At 49.1% G+C, this 18163-nt stretch carries 21 protein-coding genes; 12 read left to right on the forward strand and 9 right to left on the reverse strand.

Annotation, left to right across the window (positions count from 1 at the left end; all coding sequences use genetic code 11):
• Positions 1-11: 11 nt before the first annotated feature.
• The 7 genes from lpxM (at position 12) to BZG78_RS03020 (ending at position 6822) form a co-directional block, all read left to right on the forward strand.
• Complete coding sequence (lpxM, locus tag BZG78_RS02990; protein ID WP_077660345.1) at positions 12-992, forward strand: lauroyl-Kdo(2)-lipid IV(A) myristoyltransferase; 981 nt, start codon at positions 12-14, stop codon at positions 990-992.
• Entirely contained in the window at positions 989-2014 is a 1026-nt protein-coding gene (gene waaF / locus BZG78_RS02995; RefSeq protein ID WP_077660346.1) for a lipopolysaccharide heptosyltransferase II, read from the forward strand. Before lpxM ends, waaF begins: the two co-directional genes overlap by 4 nt.
• Positions 2011-3339: an O-antigen ligase family protein gene (locus BZG78_RS03000; RefSeq protein ID WP_077660347.1), complete on the forward strand. Its 1329-nt coding sequence runs from the start codon at positions 2011-2013 to the stop codon at positions 3337-3339. Before waaF ends, BZG78_RS03000 begins: the two co-directional genes overlap by 4 nt.
• The gene (locus BZG78_RS03005) at positions 3339-4508 is read left to right on the forward strand and encodes a glycosyltransferase (protein ID WP_077660348.1); all 1170 of its coding nucleotides are present in this window, start codon (positions 3339-3341) and stop codon (positions 4506-4508) included. The genes BZG78_RS03000 and BZG78_RS03005 overlap by 1 nt, the downstream gene beginning before the upstream one ends.
• 74 nt (positions 4509-4582) lie before the next feature.
• Positions 4583-4975, forward strand: coding sequence for a hypothetical protein (locus tag BZG78_RS03010; protein WP_077660349.1), 393 nt, complete (start codon positions 4583-4585; stop codon positions 4973-4975).
• A gap of 18 nt (positions 4976-4993) precedes the next feature.
• Entirely contained in the window at positions 4994-5776 is a 783-nt protein-coding gene (locus BZG78_RS03015; protein ID WP_077660350.1) for a glycosyltransferase family 2 protein, read from the forward strand.
• Positions 5777-5778: 2 nt separating this feature from the next.
• Positions 5779-6822: a glycosyltransferase family 4 protein gene (locus tag BZG78_RS03020; RefSeq protein ID WP_077660351.1), complete on the forward strand. Its 1044-nt coding sequence runs from the start codon at positions 5779-5781 to the stop codon at positions 6820-6822.
• On the opposite strand, the gene BZG78_RS03025 is transcribed toward BZG78_RS03020, so the two are convergent.
• Positions 6806-7726: a hypothetical protein gene (locus BZG78_RS03025; RefSeq protein ID WP_077660352.1), complete on the reverse strand. Its 921-nt coding sequence runs from the start codon at positions 7724-7726 to the stop codon at positions 6806-6808. The two genes, BZG78_RS03020 and BZG78_RS03025, sit on opposite strands and share 17 nt — an antisense overlap.
• Before the next feature lie 163 nt (positions 7727-7889).
• Between BZG78_RS03025 and waaA the strand changes: the two genes are divergently transcribed.
• Positions 7890-9149, forward strand: coding sequence for a lipid IV(A) 3-deoxy-D-manno-octulosonic acid transferase (gene waaA, locus BZG78_RS03030; RefSeq protein WP_077660353.1), 1260 nt, complete (start codon positions 7890-7892; stop codon positions 9147-9149).
• Positions 9150-9156: 7 nt separating this feature from the next.
• On the opposite strand, the gene BZG78_RS03035 is transcribed toward waaA, so the two are convergent.
• Positions 9157-9873 (reverse strand): 3-deoxy-D-manno-octulosonic acid kinase, encoded by a 717-nt coding sequence (locus tag BZG78_RS03035; protein WP_077660354.1) that lies wholly within the window; start codon positions 9871-9873, stop codon positions 9157-9159.
• Positions 9874-10027: 154 nt separating this feature from the next.
• On the opposite strand from BZG78_RS03035, the gene coaD reads away from it, so the two are divergent.
• Positions 10028-10534 carry a pantetheine-phosphate adenylyltransferase gene (coaD, locus tag BZG78_RS03040; RefSeq protein ID WP_025744211.1) on the forward strand — a complete coding sequence of 169 codons (507 nt, stop codon included), beginning with the start codon at positions 10028-10030 and terminating at the stop codon, positions 10532-10534.
• On the opposite strand, the gene mutM is transcribed toward coaD, so the two are convergent.
• The 5 genes from mutM to radC form a co-directional block, all read right to left on the reverse strand.
• The gene (gene mutM / locus BZG78_RS03045) at positions 10526-11341 is read right to left on the reverse strand and encodes a bifunctional DNA-formamidopyrimidine glycosylase/DNA-(apurinic or apyrimidinic site) lyase (RefSeq protein WP_077660355.1); all 816 of its coding nucleotides are present in this window, start codon (positions 11339-11341) and stop codon (positions 10526-10528) included. The genes coaD and mutM overlap by 9 nt on opposite strands.
• Before the next feature lie 18 nt (positions 11342-11359).
• Positions 11360-11839, reverse strand: coding sequence for a hypothetical protein (locus BZG78_RS03050; protein ID WP_077660356.1), 480 nt, complete (start codon positions 11837-11839; stop codon positions 11360-11362).
• A 117-nt stretch (positions 11840-11956) separates the two neighbouring features.
• Entirely contained in the window at positions 11957-12127 is a 171-nt protein-coding gene (gene rpmG / locus BZG78_RS03055) for a 50S ribosomal protein L33 (protein ID WP_025673846.1), read from the reverse strand.
• A gap of 13 nt (positions 12128-12140) precedes the next feature.
• A complete protein-coding gene (rpmB, locus tag BZG78_RS03060; RefSeq protein WP_025673845.1) occupies positions 12141-12377 on the reverse strand; it encodes a 50S ribosomal protein L28 in 237 nt (78 codons plus the stop codon).
• A 185-nt stretch (positions 12378-12562) separates the two neighbouring features.
• Complete coding sequence (radC, locus tag BZG78_RS03065) at positions 12563-13246, reverse strand: DNA repair protein RadC (RefSeq protein WP_077461507.1); 684 nt, start codon at positions 13244-13246, stop codon at positions 12563-12565.
• Positions 13247-13491: 245 nt separating this feature from the next.
• Between radC and coaBC the strand changes: the two genes are divergently transcribed.
• Both coaBC and slmA read left to right on the forward strand, forming a co-directional pair.
• Complete coding sequence (gene coaBC / locus BZG78_RS03070) at positions 13492-14736, forward strand: bifunctional phosphopantothenoylcysteine decarboxylase/phosphopantothenate--cysteine ligase CoaBC (protein ID WP_077660357.1); 1245 nt, start codon at positions 13492-13494, stop codon at positions 14734-14736.
• Between the two features lie 203 nt (positions 14737-14939).
• On the forward strand, positions 14940-15530 hold the full coding sequence (gene slmA / locus BZG78_RS03075; protein ID WP_025744387.1) for a nucleoid occlusion factor SlmA: 591 nt from the start codon (positions 14940-14942) through the stop codon (positions 15528-15530).
• A 105-nt stretch (positions 15531-15635) separates the two neighbouring features.
• Here slmA and pyrE read toward each other — a convergent pair whose 3' ends face one another.
• Positions 15636-16277, reverse strand: coding sequence for an orotate phosphoribosyltransferase (gene pyrE, locus BZG78_RS03080; RefSeq protein ID WP_025744386.1), 642 nt, complete (start codon positions 16275-16277; stop codon positions 15636-15638).
• A gap of 109 nt (positions 16278-16386) precedes the next feature.
• A complete protein-coding gene (gene rph, locus BZG78_RS03085; protein WP_025744385.1) occupies positions 16387-17103 on the reverse strand; it encodes a ribonuclease PH in 717 nt (238 codons plus the stop codon).
• Between the two features lie 160 nt (positions 17104-17263).
• Here rph and BZG78_RS03090 point away from each other — a divergent pair, with 160 nt between their 5' ends.
• Entirely contained in the window at positions 17264-18127 is an 864-nt protein-coding gene (locus BZG78_RS03090) for a YicC/YloC family endoribonuclease (protein ID WP_077660358.1), read from the forward strand.
• Positions 18128-18163: the final 36 nt, after the last annotated feature.

The following is an 18163-nucleotide window of genomic DNA, read 5'->3' on the forward strand; positions in this document are numbered from 1 at the left end:
AAAATCGAATAATGACAAAACAGCGACCCGATTACGATCCAAATGCCTATAACCCCGAATTTTCGCGTGCCTTCCTCGCACCGAAATATTGGGGCACCTGGCTGATGTTATTGGCTGCCTTGCCAATCTGTTTGTTGGTGCCTGCGCGAGCAAAGTATCGCTTTGCCCAATGGGTAGCACGCAAGCTGGTGAAAAAGAAAAAAGGCACGATTTTGAATGCATGGCTCAACCTTGAAGCCTGCTTTCCAGAGCAATCAAAGCAAGCACGCGAAGCGATCTTGGTCGAGACGCTAACAACCGCAGGAGCGTTTTTACTCAGTTTTCCACTGATTACGTTACGTGGTCGTCAGTGGTTTCAACAGCACTGTGATGTCATTGGCATGGAGCATATTACCCGCCACACCGATCATGGTGAGCCGGTGATCTTGTTTGTCCCCCATACCTGGGCGATTGATGCGGCGGCGATTTTATTTGCCTCACAGGGCTTACCTGTCGCTGCCTTCTCAAAACGACAAAAAAACGGTCTCCTCGACTGGCTGATGCACCGCCAACGAGTACAATATGGTGGTAACTGCTACGAACGAGAAGCAGGGATTAAACCTTTTATTCGTGCGGTTAAACGAGGCTTCTTGGGCTATTACCTGCCCGATGAAGATATGCGTGATGAGAGCAGTGAGTTTGTTCCTTTTTTCTCAACAACCAAGGCGACACTGCCAAGTCTCGGCAAGTTGAGCAAAGTCACGCGTTCGAATATCGTGCCTGTGCTATCTGGCTTTGATGCCAAAACCGGCCGGTTTGTCATTACCATCCATCCAGCATTTAGCGAGTTTCCAACCGGTGATAGCAAAACGGACGCCCACATGATGAACCAACACATCGAAACCATGCTCGAGGGTCAATACGATCAATACATGTGGATCCTACAGCTGCTCCGCACACGCGAAGACGGCCGCAATATCTACCAAGAGGCAAAAAGGAAACGGGCATCATGACACGAGTACTCGTCATTGGCCCGTCTTGGGTCGGCGATATGGTGATGTCGCAATCACTGTATAAAGCCATCAAACAACAACACCCTGACGCCACCATTGACGTGATGGCGCCTGGATGGTGCGCCCCTATTTTGGCGCGTATGCCAGAAGTTAATCGCAGTATCGACATGCCACTGGGCCATGGAGAATTTGCACTCGGTAAGCGCTACCAATTAGGTAAATGCTTAGCAAAACATGGCTATGACCATGCCTATGTATTGCCTAATTCCGCCAAATCGGCGCTGATCCCTTGGTTTGCTGGGATCCCAACACGTACCGGTTGGAAAGGTGAAATGCGTTATGGTTTGCTCAACGACCTGCGTCCCAATAAAAAAGCGTTTCAATATATGGTTGAGCGCTATGTTGCCCTGGCACACCCACGCGCCACGATGCAAAGTTCGGTCTCACTCGGCGGCCTTGAAGGCCTACCAAAACCTGAATTAACCATTGATCCTGACGCACAAGCGGCTGTGATCACTAAGCTAGGCTTAAACCAAGATAGACCCATCGTGGGTCTTTGCCCGGGTGCCGAGTTCGGCCCAGCCAAAAAGTGGCCTGAGCAACACTATGCCGAGGTCGCTCGCCAGATGCATGCTAAGGGGTTTCAAGTTTGGCTGTTTGGCTCAGCCAAAGATATCGACACCTGTGAAAAAATTGCCGCCCTTGCCGACAACGCACCGAATATTCATGTGTTAGCGGGTAAAACCAATTTAATTGAGGCTGTTGATCTATTAGGCGCTTGCCAAACCGTCGTCAGTAATGACTCCGGCTTGATGCACATCGCCGCGGCGGTCAACTGCCAGGTCATTGCCATTTATGGCTCGACGTCCCCCGATTACACGCCGCCTTTAACCAGTAAGGTCGACATTGTGCATACAGATATTGAATGTCGCCCCTGCTTTCAACGCGAATGTCCACTTGGGCATTTGAAGTGTTTAAAGGATTTGGACCCTGACCAAGTAGTAACTAGGATTCTCCAATGAACCAAGCCATAGTCCCATCATTTTTTAACTTTATTGATGATAAACGCTTCTATAAGTTAGTACGTTTTTTTCTTTTTGGTTATGCTCTGACTGCCATTGCGTTTCCAGATGCTGGCGAGCTATTTCGTGCATTCTTTTTCACACTGAGTGTGCCATTATTAGTGACCCACCGACACCTTCTCAAAAAAGATATCTTTTTTTGGATATTCGTTGGAATCATGGCTATACAGGGCTTGAGTTGGCTGAATAGCACCATTCATCTTCCGCAACTTGCGAATGATTATCCGCACTTTGATAGATTGGCGAAATTATTTATATTTATACCAATTGGCTTAGTGCTCCAAGGTAATAATAAAGCAGCTATTACGACACTGGTGCTTTTTGCAATCGGAGTTTTTATTGCTTGTGTTACACAAAGTGATTTCCGCCAGCAATTAGAGTTAGCCTTCCAACTTAGACGTGTTGATTTTGGCTTAAAAAACGCGCAATTCACCTCCATGTTTGCAGGAACCGTCGTCTTAGTTTGCTTTGGATTATTTTTTGCAATCAAGCCTACAAAAATAAGCTTTACGATGAAAAGTGTATTGAGTCTACTTTTAGTGATCGCACTTTCCTTTTCGGTTGTGCTTGCTATCGTCAGCCAATCTCGCCAAGTTTGGCTTGCCATAGGTGCGGTTATGTTTATGTTGCCGTTGATACTCATGCTGTCAGGAGTTATTAAATCAAAAAAGTCTGTGTTTTTTAGCTATTCAATTGTCGTATTGCTTTTTCTATCTATCTCGCAATCAGATTATATTCAACAGCGAGCATTGAAAGAGCAGTCGGTCCTAGCAAAGATAGTCTCCGGTAACTTGGATAATATTCCAATGACAAGTATCGGAATACGCATCAACTCATGGCTTGACGCTTCAAAAAGTATTGCTGAATATCCTATCTTGGGTCTGGGTGAAAATGGGATCAAGCATGTCATTACTTCATCAGATAAACTAATGGCGTTAAAAAACAGCACGAGTGGTTCTTTAAAAGATCTTTCTCATTTACATAGCAATCACATTGAATTAATGGTCGCATACGGCATTATCGGTTTCTCACTTGTTTTAGCATTGTATATTCTGCCTTGTATGAAGGCCTACAAAGGCTATCAAGTTGGTATGACGCCTCAGTGGACGCTCATTCTTACGCTATGTTTCTACCTCTTTTGGTTTATCATCAATGGGTTCGAAACATTTAACAGTCGGAGCTATGGTGTGTTTAGCTTTGTGATTATCTCAGGAGTTGTATACAGTCTTACTCAAGTAAAGCTACTCAAAAGAGATAATGACTGATGCGTATTGCTGTAGTTGTCAACTGCTTAAAACTCGGCGGTATGGAGCGTGTCGCTGTTAACCTTGCAGAAGCATTTGCTGCTCAAGGACATGAGGCGACGCTTATTTACTTAAAAGATCGCTCCATCGACATTCAGCCTAACGAAAAGGTAGACGTTCAGCTGTTTAACCTAAAAAAATCAGCACTGATGACAGGGATTGGCGCGCTTTACTACCTACTCTGTAAACTTGTTAATAGCGTGGTGAGTAAATCATTCCCGCTATTATTTGCTTATTTGACTGGCTATTTGTTTCAACAAAAGCTTAAAAAGCTAGAGGCTGAGAAAGGCAAGTTTGATTTAATCATTTTTCGCGGACAAGGCACCTTCGAGCAACTTTGGCCTCTTCAAGATCGGCGCTTTGTCTACGTCTGTGAAAACATTATAAAACCCAGACATTACGGTGCATTTTCAAATCGGGTTTATCACGCACTCTTTGATCACAAGAACATTGTTTGTGTCTCTGATGGCGCTCATGATAGCTTTCAAACACTTAAACAGCAGTACGCACTCTCTCCCTCTCACTCTCAGGTGATCAGTAACCCTAATAACGCGACTTATATCCGTAAACAAGCAAAGAAGGACGAGCCAGACATGCATCCTCGACCGTTTATACTCGGCTTGGGACGCCTCACTCAAGTGAAGAATTTCACCCTGTTAGTGGATGCTTACTCCCAGTTAATTACAGAGCATCATGTCACGCATGATCTTGTCATTGTGGGCGATGGCAAAGACAGGGAAAATATTGAAGCACGAGTCAAACAACTCGGTATCGAGGATCGTGTTTTCTTTAAAGGCGCCCGCAAGAATCCCTTTTCTTGGTTCAAGCAAGCCGATTTATTTGTGCTCAGCTCACGGTTTGAAGGGCTGGGAATGGTTCTACTCGAAGCCTTAGCCTGCAATACTCGCATCGTTTGCACGGACTCCGAAGGTGGAGTGAGACAGATTATGTCTGGAGAATTAGAGCGCTACCTATGTGACCAAGACAAAAACTCCATGGCGAATAAAATGTTCCAGGCTATATCTTATCGATGGACAGATTCTGAAAATGAGTACGTCCAGGCCAAACTCTCTGAGTTTAGCCAAGAAGCCATTGTGTCTGCGTATAAGTCTTTGTATTTGAGGGTATAAAATTGATTAACCGAATCGTAAAGTGTTTTACGCGTTCATCTCCTCCAAAGAAAATCAAATATGATATAGAAGTTATGAACTACTTCCATTTCAAAGGAAAGAGAAGGCTCGCACAACACTGGCAACGTCGGATTCTCTACAAATACGGATGCGACATAGAGCCAGGAGTAAAAATTCACTCTAGCTGTATTTTCCCACATCCAGTTGGGATTACTCTGGGAAAAAACGTTGTGATCGATGAAAACGTTAAAATTCATCAAAATGTAACGATTGGCTCTTCGCCTCTTAAGTCAGGAAAAGAGTTAATGCCAAAAATCGAAAAAAATGTAACCATTTTTGCTGGTGCGGTGATAGCAGGGGATCTAACAATCAGCCACGGTGCTATCATTGGTGCCAATGCTGTTATCTCCAGAGACATCCAGGCAAAATCGACAGTTGTCACAGCTAAGCCGACTATACTTACTTAATCCGCTAAAGGTAACATCATGATCACAGGCGTCGTTATTACGCTCAACGAAGAAAAAAACATTAAAGCTTGTATCGAGTCGCTACAGCAAGTGTGTTCTGACATCGTGATTGTTGACTCACAAAGCGCCGACAAGACAACAGCAATTGCGGAAGAGCTCGGCGCCACCGTCGTTATCCAACCTTACCTTGGCGATGGTATCCAAAAAAATATGGGATTGGCGCACACTGAAAACCAGTGGATCCTGAGCATAGATGCGGATGAACGCCTGACTGATGAAGCAGTTAAACAGATCCAAGGGCTCGATTTAGCTAATACATCACATGATGCTTTCGCCTTCCGTCGCCGTAACCATATTGGTAGCCGGTGGATCAAACAGTGTGGTTGGTATCCTGATTACTGTATTCGCCTGTACGATAAAACCAAAACTCGCTTTGCAGAAGTAAAACAGCATGCCGCTGTGCAAGCCAGCAATTCTAAGCCGCTAGATTGTGACCTGATTCACTACTCTTTTGATAATATCGGACAGCTTTTCGCCAAGCCGGGACGCAACTTTAGCGGGAGAGCAGCTAAAATTATGTACCAAAAAGGAAAACGTGCCAACGCGTTTTCTCCTTTTGTGCATGGCCTCAACGCCTTTATTCGTAAGTATATTTTTCAGCGCGGCTTTTTGGGTGGAGTCGATGGTATGACAGTCGCACTCAGCTCTGCGGTAAATAGTTATCTGAAATATGCCAAATTACTCGAGTTCCAACGCGATCCAAAAGTGTTAGAAAACGAAGACTTCAATAAGGTGTGGTGATCATGCACATTTGCCACGTTAATCTCGCTTCTGGTTTTAGCGGCGGTGAGCGACAAACGCTCACACTGATTAAACAACAGCTCGCAATGGGTTATCGACTCACCGTAGTGGTAAACCCCAAAAGCCAGCTCGCTGATGAAATTCGCGCGTTAGAACAATGCCAATTAGTGCTTTGTAAGCACTATACTCGACGACATGAGCGCTCAATCACCGCAACATGTGATCTGGTCCATGTCCACGAAGGCCGAGCGATTTATTGGGCATTGCTCCAGCGCTTATTACATAATGTGCCCTATATCGTGACACGCCGCATTGATAATCCTTTAAAGAAAAAGTGGTTATCTCAACTTGCATACCGCAAAGCGAGTGCCCTGGTCGGTTTGAGTTCGGAGATTATCCATCAACTAGAAAAACATTACCCTGATGCCAAGTTAGTCAAAATTCCTAGCTCTCCTGTCACCTACCCTGTATCGCAAGATAAGGTTGAGAAAATCAAAGCGCAATTTCATAGGAAGTTCTTAGTGATTCATGCCGCCAATATGTATGCGCATAAAGGCTTTGATGTCACGATAAAAGCGGCACGGTTACTGGCTAACACATCGCCCAACATCCAGTTTTGTTTGCTTGGTGATGGTAAAGAGCGTGAAGCGTTAGAGCTTCAAGCGAAAGGGCTCAGCAACGTTCACTTTGCTGGTAAACAAACGAATATGGGCGATTGGTTCGCAGCGGCCGATTTACTCGTCCATCCTTCCTATTCAGAAGGCTTAGGCTCGGTCATTTTAGAAGCGATGGCAGCCGGGCTCCCTGTTGTTGCAACGCGTGCTGGCGGGATACCTGATATCATTGAGCATGGTGTCACTGGGCATCTGATTGAACCGGGCAATGCCAACCAGTTGGCGCAACGTATCGAGGACATCACACAGCAAGACGCGCTTCAGGCGCACCTTATTGCTGGTAGCCAACAACAAGCAGTGACATGTGATATTTCCCAAACCGCGCTGACTTATCAAACGCTCTATCAAAAAATCATCACTGAGCTTCGTTAGCTAATAATGCTTGTTTGACCTTGGGGTAATGGTCAAGCAGCATCTTGAGCTGTCTATCGTTACCGCCTTGGCGAATGTTGGTCTGCGCTAATCCAATGGCACGATGCCGTTTTAAAGCCAGCGATGGATCGCTATATGGCACTTTCATGCACAGGCTGCCTTGGCGGATTGCCATAACTTTTAGCCACAAGTCGTCTGCGCTCGGGGCGAGCTGCATGAATAGTGACTGATCAAGCACATCAGGATGAAGCGATTGCGGCGGATATAATATCCCCTCGCAGCCAGTGAGCATCAAATGGTGGCTCGGCGCTGACAGGCTAGCGCAGTATCGCCAGCGCTTATAGGGGCGGAGCTCTCCAGCACTGGTGGTTATCTTGTGCCCGCGATGACCATAAATATAACCAGGGTGACGGTGGCAAGCGCGAATTAACCCCTCAATCATGCTGTGCGGATACATAACATCGTCATCGACGGTTAAGATATAGGCCTCTGGTGCTAGTTTCAGTGTGGGAATGATCTTTTTATACGACTTGATATTGTCGCAATACCTCACCTCCAGCCCACGCTCACATTGTCTTTTTAGAGAATGAGGTAGATTAACATCACTGTATTCCTTTTCGTCGAGCCAAAGAATAATTCGGTTTGGTGGGCACGTCTGCTGCGCCAAGGACTCGACGACAAGGTAGACCTCATGCACCTTTTCAGCAAACGAGGTCAAGCTAACAACTAACGGCGTATCAAAATACGAGTGATCGGAAACCAAGGAGCTTGTATCAGTAAGCATCTGCTGGTGAAGTTGTTCTTGGCGAAGACGCGTCGCGAAAATACTTTCAATGTCCCTTTGGTTGCGATGGCGCTGCTTACGCTCTCTGATGCTTTTCTCTATTTTTTTTAATATTCCCATGTTATTGCTGTAATTCGCTGCTAAATGGCGCTAACTCTAGCATAATTTAGTAATTGATTATCAGACCCAAGTGTCAAGGCGTGAGCTATTACCGACAATCAAATATCAACAAATTCCAATCAAGTCGTTATTATGGAAACTATTTATCAATAGGAGTTTCCCTGTGCGCTGGTTATACACATTATTACTCACGCTTGCTGCCCCTTTTTTGCTTGTCGGGCTTTATCGTAAACGGCCCGGTAAGCCGGCGGTGGGGGAGCGCTGGCAAGAGCACTTTGGTCGCACACCCAACGTTGAGGGGGCGCCGATTTGGTTGCATGCGGTTTCCGTAGGGGAAGTCCTCGCCGCCAAACCGGTGATCAGTGCACTGCAACAAGCTTATCCCGATGTTCCTATCCTCATCACCACCACTACAGCCACTGGGGCCGAGCAGGCAATGCGCATCAAAGGTGTGAACCATCGCTATATGCCTGTCGATTTTCCGTTTGCGATTCGTGGTTTTTTACGTGCAGTATCTCCAAGGCTATGCGTGATCATGGAGACCGAGCTTTGGCCCAATACTTTGCATCATGTCGGTCGTGCCGGTGTTCCCATTACGATCATTAATGCGAGGCTTTCTGAAAAGGCATGCCACCATTATCAAAAAATTGCGCCGCTCTTTCGTGCCATGAGTCAGCATATCGATCTCATACTGTGTCAGCATACCACTGATAAAGCACGTTTTGCCGCACTGGGGGTCCCCGCAGAAAAACTAAGCGCAGTTGGGTCGGTGAAGTTTGATATCAAGGCGGTAAATCCTGATTTAGGCGCTGCGCTTCGTGACGCTCGCGGTGAACGCCCTTGCTGGATAGCGGCCAGCACCCATGCAGGCGAAGATGCCATCATGTTAGCCGCCCACAGTATTTTGCTACGTGATTATCCGGATGCTTTATTGATTATGGTCCCTCGCCACCCTGAGCGCTTTGATGATGTCTCGCAACAAGTCGCGGCTCAGGGCCTCAGTATACAAAGACATACTCAGGGCGAGACGCTTACCACGAGCACGCAAGTGTACCTTGGCGATACCATGGGTGAGATGATGATGTATCTCGCCAGTGCAGATGTGGTTGTCATGGCAGGGAGTTTTTTAGGCGCCAAAGTTGGCGGTCATAATCTGTTAGAGCCCGCTGCGCTCAGCAAACCCTTATTAACCGGACCCAGTTACTATAACTTCCAAGTCATTGGTGATGCTTTAATAGACGCAGGCGCACTGCAAGTATGTAACGATAGCCAAGATCTCGCGGCAAAGATTGGCGCTTTCTTTAATGCACCGCCACTGGCAGCGCAAGCAGGAAAAGCCGGTTTGGCGGTGGTCGAAGAAAACCGTGGCGCCGTTGAGCGAACCTTACAAGCACTCACCCCTTGGCTTCGACACTCGCACTGAGTGGCGACTACTTTCGAATATGATTGTAACCTTTTAAGACCGCAGCCCAATCCTCGGGCTGCCAGCGGATTTGGCGCTTCTCTTTTTCTTTTTTAAAAGAGCGATGCAAGCGTGCTAAGTTGTCTTCTTTCCATTGCTCACCTTCACGCTGTTGGCACTTATCAAAATCAATCAGCCACAGTTTGCCTTTTCTATCACGAAGAATATTATGGATATTCAGATCAGAATGGCACACGCCGGCATCATGTAAACGACGCACCAAGCGGCCAATGGCGTGATAATCGTGAGCTAGCAAGCTGTTTTCGCTTAATATCGCCACCAAGTCACGGGCTCCTGGGACTTTTTCTACCAAGATATCGGCACGATAGGTACGGCCTGTCTTTACCGCACGAGCAGCGACGGGACGCGGTACAGGGAGTTTTTTCTCGCGCAAATAAGCCAATAAGCGCAACTCCGCACCGCAGCGCGTTTCCTCCCAGCCCGTAAACCAGTATTGGTCTTTCACCAATTTGCCGAACAGGCCGCCGCGATAATAATGCCGCAGTGCCATCTCCATTTTCGGGCCACGGACAAAAAAGGTTATCCCTCGCCCTTTGGCCGAGCCGGTGACGGCAGCCTGTTGGTGCCAAAAATGAATATCAAAATACTGGCGCGGCTCCCCGACCACCAAGGTAGGATCGTACCAGATGCACTCGTTTTCGCGTTGCTCGACTTCTACACTCACGGTTTTTCCTGTTTACGCACTGACGCTGGCGCACATCAGTGTACCTTGCTCGCGGTTAGAATCACAGGCAAGGGCACGCAAGAGAGTCAGAACAATGCGCGCAGAACAAGGATTTGATAACCTCTTCCCAATACACGTTTTTAAGGATAAGCCAGTGACACAAAAACAACATACCCGCGTGATTTACCCGGGCACATTTGATCCGATCACCAACGGTCACTTGGATCTGATTGAACGCGCGGCACGAATGTTTGACGATGTGATTGTGGGCATTGCCGCCAGTCCAAGCAAACAACCGCTTTTTGATCTGAATGAACGCGTCGCCCTGACGCAAACGGTCACCGCGCACTTATCCAATGTCTCCGTGGTTGGGTTCTCAGGATTACTGGTCAACTTTGCCAAACAGTACCAAGCCAACATTTTGGTCCGTGGTTTGCGTGCCGTATCAGACTTTGAGTATGAGTTTCAGTTGGCCAACATGAACCGGCGTTTAATGCCCGAGCTAGAGAGTGTCTTTTTAACCCCGTCGGAGGAACACTCTTTTATCTCTTCCACTCTCGTCAAAGAAGTGGCTTTGCACGGGGGAGACACGCGAGAATTTGTGCACCACGAGGTACTCAACGCTCTGAAAGACAAGCTGCAGGCAACGCCTTCATCCTAAAGGCTGGCATTGCGGGCAAAATACCGTTGCCCGCTGTCCAATGACGATACGCTCAAGCACAGCGTCACAAGCCGGACAAGGCTGACCGGATTTACCATAAACACGCAGCGCTTGGGCGAAATAACCGGCTTTACCATCCGCTTGCGTAAAATCTTTAAGCGTGGTTCCTCCTTGAGTGATGGCGGCTGCGAGAACGGTTTTAATTTCGTTCACCAAGCACGCCGCCTCAGTCGCCGAGAGACTGCCCGCGGGTCGCTTAGGATGAATCCCCGCACAAAATAACGATTCGTTGGCGTAAATATTCCCCACCCCAACCACCACCGAGTTATCCATAATAAAGCTCTTCATCGCCATTTTTTTCCCTGTTGCTTTGGCTAACAGGTAGTCAGGGTCGAAGGCATCGGTTAATGGCTCGGGGCCCAATTTACCCAAAACGGTATGGGGCGTCTCACCGTCTTGCCACAGCCAGGCGCCAAAGCGGCGTGGATCATGATAACGCAGTAAGCGCCCATTACTGAGTGTCACATCGACATGATCGTGCTTCTCGGGCGCCAGTGACGTCGGTAGCACCCGCAAACTGCCTGACATCCCCAAATGGATAATCGCCGCCCCGACATCGGTTTCTAACAACAGATACTTGGCCCGACGGGTAACCCGGCGGATAACCTGCCCTTTAAGTTGTTGTAGCGCATCGGGAATCGGCCAACGTAACTTTGGCTGACGAATGGTAATATCGGTCACCGTTTGCCCTTCGACATACGGTATGATGCCTAAACGGCTCACTTCTACTTCCGGTAATTCTGGCATAGAGATGGCTCTGGATTATCACGATTTAGTTAGCGGGAAAAGATACCGACGATCAACAGACACCGCCAGCCATTGCCCCTGCTCATTTTGCATCAACCAAAATTGGGGCTGCTGATAATAAGTAATACGGATCGGCTCTTTGTCTGGACTCCGGGTCAACTCGAGCGTACGGGGAGCGGTAAGTTGTGGGCGCAGTGACTGTAAGGTTGCTTCATCAACTTGGGTGCCTGCCAACCCTAGCCACCGCTGAGCCAGCTCGGTTGGGCTGATCACTAACGGCTTATCCGTTTGCCAGCCATCCAAGGTACGGGTGAGCGTTAAATGCGCAAAGCGCAGTGATAACACCTCACTGCGTGAGTCCACCAGCGCAATGACGCCTTCAGGCATGGCATTTGATTGGCGCTGATAACGTAAATAATCGGGCAATAGCATTAAGCCAAAAAAAATCACGACTGAAAAAATCAGGATGTTGTTCCACGTCTGCCGTTTTAGCTTCATGTTTTCTCACCCAAGGCCGCTGTACGTATTTATCGCAGTATATACCCAAACACTGACGGATTTTAGTTATAAAAAAACCCAGCCGAAGCTGGGTCTTTTATCAAAGCATCGATCAAATTACTTGATTTTGGCTTCTTTATACATAACGTGCTTGCGAACTACAGGATCAAATTTCTTGATCTCGAATTTGCTAGGCATGTTACGTTTGTTCTTGTCTGTGGTGTAGAAGTGACCAGTACCCGCTGAGGATACTAGACGAATCTTCTCACGAACGCCGCTTTTAGCCATTCTCTAATTCCTCTTATACTTTCTCACCGCGGGCACGCATATCTGTCAATACAGACTCGATGCCTTTTTTGTCGATGATGCGCATACCTTTAGTGGATAGGCGCAGTTTAACGAAGCGTTTTTCGCCTTCTACCCAGAAACGATGAGTTTGCAGGTTCGGCAGAAAACGACGCTTGGTGGCGTTCTTAGCGTGAGAGCGGTTGTTACCAACTACAGGACGCTTGCCAGTTACTTGGCATACTCGTGACATGAAAGTCTCTCCAAAATCGTTTCGGCTCGATATCAACCTTGTCCGCCAGTCCTGCAACGTTAAGGTCAGGTCGAAGGTCAAGGCTATCAAAGGTGGCGCATTATACTAACTGAATTCACATTGCTCAAGTCCCGAGCAGATCCTTTTATGCGCTTTTTGATCGTTTTTTTCGCCAAAGGCGATCCTTAGGAGGATAACAACCAACCTCGTTCAGCGAACGATACCACATCTCCGTCCCCGACCACCAGATGATCTAACACGCGTACATCCACTAATGACAAGGCATTGGCGATTTTATCAGTGATATGTCGGTCCGCTTGGCTCGGTTCAGCGACCCCAGAAGGATGATTATGTGCCAAAATTAACGCAGCGGCATGAAGCTCTAATGCACGGCGAACAATTTCTCGCGGATAAACACTGGCGGCATTGTGGGTCCCTTCAAATAATTGCTCATCGGCAATCACTCGGTGTTGGTTATCGAGAAATAACACATAGAAGGCTTCACGTGGCCGATCGCGCAGTAACGTCGAGAGGTAACGCCGAGTATGATCGGGGCTGGTCAGGGCATCCGTTTTACTTAACGTCTCTTTTAAATAACGACGGCTGAGCTCCAGTACCGCTTGCAGTTGCGCGTATTTCGCACTGCCTAACCCCTTACGCTGACAAAACGCCGTTTGATCGGCTCCCATCAGCGCACGCAACGAACCAAAGTCCGTTAATAGATGATCAGCCAGCGCAACCGCACTCATCCCTGTGACACCGGTGCGTAAAAATATCGCCAGTAACTCAGCATCCGATAAACTGTCCGCCCCACGTGCTAATAGACGCTCCCTTGGACGACAATCCAAGGGCAAAGTTTTTAAGCTCATTATTATCCCTCTTTGATTTTGTCGCCAGTTAAGACACGCGAGGGATCTCGCACAATCCTTTTCGAGCGGAACTGCGGCTCGCTCGCGATTTTCCCTTGATAAGCACTCAAGGGTTTCAACCGCTCAGTGCTTAGATCGCATTCTACTTGGCTCACATCCCACGCGCTTTCCTTTGCGCTAACACACTTTTTGCGCGGCGGATTATGGTATGGTTTCGCTATTCAAGCACAAACACACAGAGCATTATGGCCAATTCTTCAACACAGCCAGCCCAAACGCTGGCAGGTAAACGTATTCTGCTTGGCATGGGCGGTGGAATTGCCGCCTATAAGTGTGCCGATTTGACCCGTCGCCTGATCGAGCGAGGTGCCACTGTCAAAGTGGTAATGACACGCGCCGCTAAAGAATTTATCACACCGTTAACCCTGCAAGCGGTCTCAGGCCATCCGGTATCTGATAGCTTGCTCGATCCAGCTGCTGAGGCCTCAATGGGGCATATCGAGTTAGCGAAATGGGCTGATTTAGTATTGATTGCCCCCGCTACCGCCGATTTAATTGCCCGTATTCACGCTGGGATGGGGAATGATTTGCTCACCACGGTGTGCTTGGCCACCGATGCACCGATTGCGATTGCCCCGGCGATGAATCAGCAAATGTATCGCGCTCACGCTACCCAAGCGAATATACAGGCCCTACGCACGCGCGGTTGCCTTATTTGGGGTCCGGACAGCGGTGCCCAAGCCTGTGGCGATGTGGGGCCAGGCCGTATGCTTGAGCCACTGGCCTTAGTGGCAGAGTGTGAACACTGGGCCGGCCCAAAACCGCTCACCAATAAACGGGTAATGATTACCGCCGGGCCAACCCGAGAAGCCCTGGATCCGGTTCGCTATTTGTCGAATCACAGCTCTGGAAAAATGGGCTATGCTTTGGCCGAGGCCGCCGCCAGTTTGGGTGCCGAAGTGACCTTGATTTCCGGTCCGGTTGCATTAAGCACGCCCACCGGTGTCACGCGCGTGGATGTCACCACAGCCCAACAAATGCATGATGCTGTGCATGCCTCTATCACCGAGCACGATGTCTTTATCGGCTGTGCCGCGGTCGCTGACTACCGTCCACAAACGATGGCCGAGCAGAAGATGAAAAAGCAGGCAGATAAAGACACGATGACCGTTACCATGGTGAAAAACCCCGATATTATTGCCTCGGTCGCCAACTTAACCCAGCACCGTCCATTTACGGTCGGTTTTGCCGCCGAAACCCAGGATGTTGCAGCCTACGCACGTGATAAACTCACCCGCAAAAAGCTCGATATGATTTGCGCAAATGATGTGTCTCACGCCGATCAAGGCTTTAACAGTGATCATAATGCCCTGCACCTATTCTGGTCTGACGGTGACAAAGCGCTCCCCCTTGCGGATAAACCGACGTTAGCGCGTAGCGTAATAGCACACATTCACACGCGCTATTTGCAACGATCGATAAAAGAATAAGGGAGAAGCCCAGCACACCGGAGCCCTTAGCTCCGGGTGAAAAACAAGTTCAAAAGCGTGCGCCATGGCCACGCTTTTTGCTTTTAATACAGAGACCTCGTCGCTAAGATAAGAGGAAAGCGTCACACTCGGCGGCACCTCTCCATGATGCCTCCTTTAAACGTCGCCAGTGTGATAGATAAAAAGACAAAGGAATCGCATCCATGGCAGCCCCGAAAAAAAGTAATCGCCGCGAAGAGATCCTCCAAGCGCTCGCGCAGATGCTGGAGTCAACCCAAGGCAGCCAGCGCATCACCACCGCCAAGCTCGCCGAGCAAGTCGGGGTGTCAGAGGCCGCGCTTTATCGTCATTTTCCCAGTAAAGCACGTATGTTTGAGGGCTTGATTGAATTTATCGAAGACTCGCTCTTATCCCGCATCAACCTCATTATTGAAGAAGAAAAGGACACCTTGGTTCGTCTCAAGTTGATTCTGCAATTATTGCTGGTGTTTGGTGAACGTAACCCAGGGCTGACACGCATCATGACAGGCCATGCGCTGATGTTTGAGCAAGACAGGCTACAAGCGCGCATCAACCAGCTTTTCGAGCGCGTTGAAGCACAGCTCAAGCAAGTATTACGTGAGCGTCGCTTGCGCGAAGGAAAGGGCTTTCCTTTAGATGAAGCCGTGCTTGCCAGTCAGCTTATTAGCCAAGTGGAAGGCGGCTTTTGTCGTTACGTACGCTCATCGTTTAAGCAGCTGCCAACCGCGAATTTTGAACAATACTGGCAACTGCTGACCAATCAATTGCAATGAGCGGTGTTGGCTGCAACGCAAATGGGCGCAATGCAATGGGCGTCGTTCAACGAGCGCAATGCAACTGGCTACATCTATAACGCTAGCCAGCTGCATGCACGTTGCTTAAATGCCGTAGTTCGCTTGGTACCCTTTCACCGCGGCTAACTGCGCTGGATCCGCTTGGCTTTGTTCTAAGTAAGCGACTAAATCAGACAAACTAATGATAGAGACGACTTGGCAACCAAAGTCACGCTCCACTTCTTGGATCGCCGATAACTCACCTTGGCCGCGCTCTTGGCGATCAATTGCCACCAAGACACCCGCCAGTTGTGCGCCTTGCGCCTGAATCAGTGTCATGGACTCGCGAATCGCGGTGCCGGCGGTAATCACATCGTCCACTAACATTACTCGACCTGCGAGTGCACTGCCTACCAAGTTGCCACCTTCGCCGTGGTCTTTAGCCTCTTTGCGGTTAAAACAATATGGCGTATCCACATCATGATGCGCCGCGAGCGCCACCGCTGTGGTGGTCGCAATGGGGATCCCTTTATACGCCGGACCAAACAGCACATCATAATTTATGCCTGCATCCATCAACGCCGCGGCATAAAATTCACCCAGTTTTGCCAAATCGCGCCCGGTATTAAACAACCCCGCATTAAAAAAGTACGGGCTCTTACGCCCCGACTTCAAGGTAAATTCGCCAAACTTCAAAACCTGCCGCTCAAGGGCAAACTCAATAAACTGGCGCTGATAGGCTTTCATGCAGTCCTCTCTTGCTGTCTGTGATTATTATCGGGCGTTCGCGACGCGCGCCCATCTCAGGTTAATAGATAAAAAAATAGCCCCCAAGATGGGAGCCATTGCAATAGGATTATTCGGCCAGGGCCGATTTTTGCGCGACGACAATGTCATCAATGCCCTTACTGGCCAGTGCCAACATGGCATTGAGCTCATCGGGAGTAAACGGCTCAGCTTCTGCCGTGCCTTGCACCTCAATCATGCGGCCATCTTCGAGCATCACCACATTCATGTCGGTATCTGCCGCTGAGTCTTCCACATACTCGAGATCGCAAATCGGCGTTTGTTGATAAATGCCCACCGACACCGCAGCCACGTGGCCACGCATTGGATTCGCAGCAAGCTTGCCGTTACGCACTAACGCATTAAGCGCGTCCGCCAGTGCCACACTCGCCCCCGAAATGGACGCCGTACGTGTGCCGCCGTCGGCTTGAATCACATCACAGTCAACCGTAATGGTGCGCTCACCCAATGCTTTTAAATCGACCGCGGCGCGCAAACTGCGGCCAATCAAACGTTGGATTTCTACCGTGCGGCCACCCTGCTTACCGTTTGACGCTTCACGGCGATTACGGGTGTGGGTCGCACGTGGCAACATGCCATACTCGGCGGTCACCCAACCTTGGCCCTTGCCTTTCAAAAAGCGTGGCACGCCCTCTTCGATCGTGGCATTACAAATCACCTTGGTATCACCAAAGCATACCAACACAGAGCCTTCTGCGTGGGCCGTAAAACCGCGGGTAAAGCTAACGGGACGAATTTGGTCGAGTGCTCTTCCACTTGGGCGCATGCAAGTTACCTTCATTGACTGAAAAATGTGATGGCGATTATACGTGTTTATCTGCTCGCTTGCGATCCCTGTCCGCCTTGCCGTTCAAGACAGCTGACGCAAGAAGAGCAGATGCGTATACTCTTCATTATTCACTCTTAGCACACAAAAGCAGGTACACATGATCCACAGTATGACCGCCTACGCGCGACAAGAACTCAAGGGCGATTGGGGCAACGCGGTTTGGGAAATCCGCTCCGTCAACCAGCGCTACCTTGAAACCTATATCCGCATGCCTGAGCAGTTACGTAGCCTCGAGCCTGTGGTGCGCGAGCGTTTCCGTAAGCGCCTCGCCCGCGGCAAAGTGGAATGTAACCTGCGTTTTGACACCTCCCAGGCAAGCCAAGACAAACTCACCATCAACGAAGGCTTGGCCAAACAAGTCATTGACGCCGCACAGTGGGTCAAAGATACCGCGGGCGAAGGCAACATTAACCCGTTTCAGGTATTAAACTGGCCGGGCGTGATGGAAGCGCCGGAGCAAGATACCGATGAGTTGCACCGTGTATTACTCGCCGGTTTAGATGAAGGGCTAGAGGCTTTTGTGGCGGCCCGGGCCAGCGAAGGCGACAACATGAAAGTGCTGATTGAGCAGCGATTGGATGCGATTAGCGCTGAAGTAATCAAAGTGCGCGAAAAAATGCCCACCGTGATTGAGTGGCAGCGTGAACGTTTAACCACACGTTTTGAAGAAGCCAAAGTAGAGCTCGACCCAGCTCGCGTTGAGCAAGAAATGGTGATGCTGGCACAAAAAGTCGATGTGGCCGAAGAGTTAGACCGCCTCGACTCACACGTTTCAGAAGCGCGCAAAACCCTCAAAAAAGGCGGCGCCTGCGGCCGACGCTTGGACTTTATGATGCAAGAGTTCAACCGCGAAGCCAACACCCTGGCCTCCAAATCAATCAGCACCGAAATCACCGCCTCCGGCGTCGAGCTCAAAGTGCTTATCGAGCAAATGCGCGAGCAGATCCAGAATATTGAGTAATCACTAAATAATCGTTTGAGTGTGGTTCAGGCAAAG

This window comes from Salinivibrio sp. MA351, from assembly GCF_001996065.1.
In the GTDB taxonomy this organism is placed as follows: domain Bacteria; phylum Pseudomonadota; class Gammaproteobacteria; order Enterobacterales; family Vibrionaceae; genus Salinivibrio; species Salinivibrio costicola.

Excerpts from the sequence above, each read along its gene's own strand:
- slmA (WP_025744387.1), top strand. The coding sequence starts at position 14,940 with ATGGCAGCCCCGAAAAAAAGTAATCGCCGCGAAGAGATCCTCCAAGCG.
- BZG78_RS03010 (WP_077660349.1), top strand. The coding sequence starts at position 4,583 with ATGAACTACTTCCATTTCAAAGGAAAGAGAAGGCTCGCACAACACTGG.
- rph (WP_025744385.1), bottom strand. The coding sequence starts at position 17,103 with ATGCGCCCAAGTGGAAGAGCACTCGACCAAATTCGTCCCGTTAGCTTT.
- BZG78_RS03050 (WP_077660356.1), bottom strand. The coding sequence starts at position 11,839 with ATGAAGCTAAAACGGCAGACGTGGAACAACATCCTGATTTTTTCAGTC.
- rpmG (WP_025673846.1), bottom strand. The coding sequence starts at position 12,127 with ATGGCTAAAAGCGGCGTTCGTGAGAAGATTCGTCTAGTATCCTCAGCG.
- BZG78_RS03000 (WP_077660347.1), top strand. The coding sequence starts at position 2,011 with ATGAACCAAGCCATAGTCCCATCATTTTTTAACTTTATTGATGATAAA.
- rpmB (WP_025673845.1), bottom strand. The coding sequence starts at position 12,377 with ATGTCACGAGTATGCCAAGTAACTGGCAAGCGTCCTGTAGTTGGTAAC.
- pyrE (WP_025744386.1), bottom strand. The coding sequence starts at position 16,277 with ATGAAAGCCTATCAGCGCCAGTTTATTGAGTTTGCCCTTGAGCGGCAG.
- waaF (WP_077660346.1), top strand. The coding sequence starts at position 989 with ATGACACGAGTACTCGTCATTGGCCCGTCTTGGGTCGGCGATATGGTG.
- BZG78_RS03020 (WP_077660351.1), top strand. The coding sequence starts at position 5,779 with ATGCACATTTGCCACGTTAATCTCGCTTCTGGTTTTAGCGGCGGTGAG.
- radC (WP_077461507.1), bottom strand. The coding sequence starts at position 13,246 with ATGAGCTTAAAAACTTTGCCCTTGGATTGTCGTCCAAGGGAGCGTCTA.
- BZG78_RS03005 (WP_077660348.1), top strand. The coding sequence starts at position 3,339 with ATGCGTATTGCTGTAGTTGTCAACTGCTTAAAACTCGGCGGTATGGAG.
- mutM (WP_077660355.1), bottom strand. The coding sequence starts at position 11,341 with ATGCCAGAATTACCGGAAGTAGAAGTGAGCCGTTTAGGCATCATACCG.
- BZG78_RS03025 (WP_077660352.1), bottom strand. The coding sequence starts at position 7,726 with ATGGGAATATTAAAAAAAATAGAGAAAAGCATCAGAGAGCGTAAGCAG.
- coaBC (WP_077660357.1), top strand. The coding sequence starts at position 13,492 with ATGGCCAATTCTTCAACACAGCCAGCCCAAACGCTGGCAGGTAAACGT.
- lpxM (WP_077660345.1), top strand. The coding sequence starts at position 12 with ATGACAAAACAGCGACCCGATTACGATCCAAATGCCTATAACCCCGAA.
- BZG78_RS03015 (WP_077660350.1), top strand. The coding sequence starts at position 4,994 with ATGATCACAGGCGTCGTTATTACGCTCAACGAAGAAAAAAACATTAAA.
- BZG78_RS03090 (WP_077660358.1), top strand. The coding sequence starts at position 17,264 with ATGATCCACAGTATGACCGCCTACGCGCGACAAGAACTCAAGGGCGAT.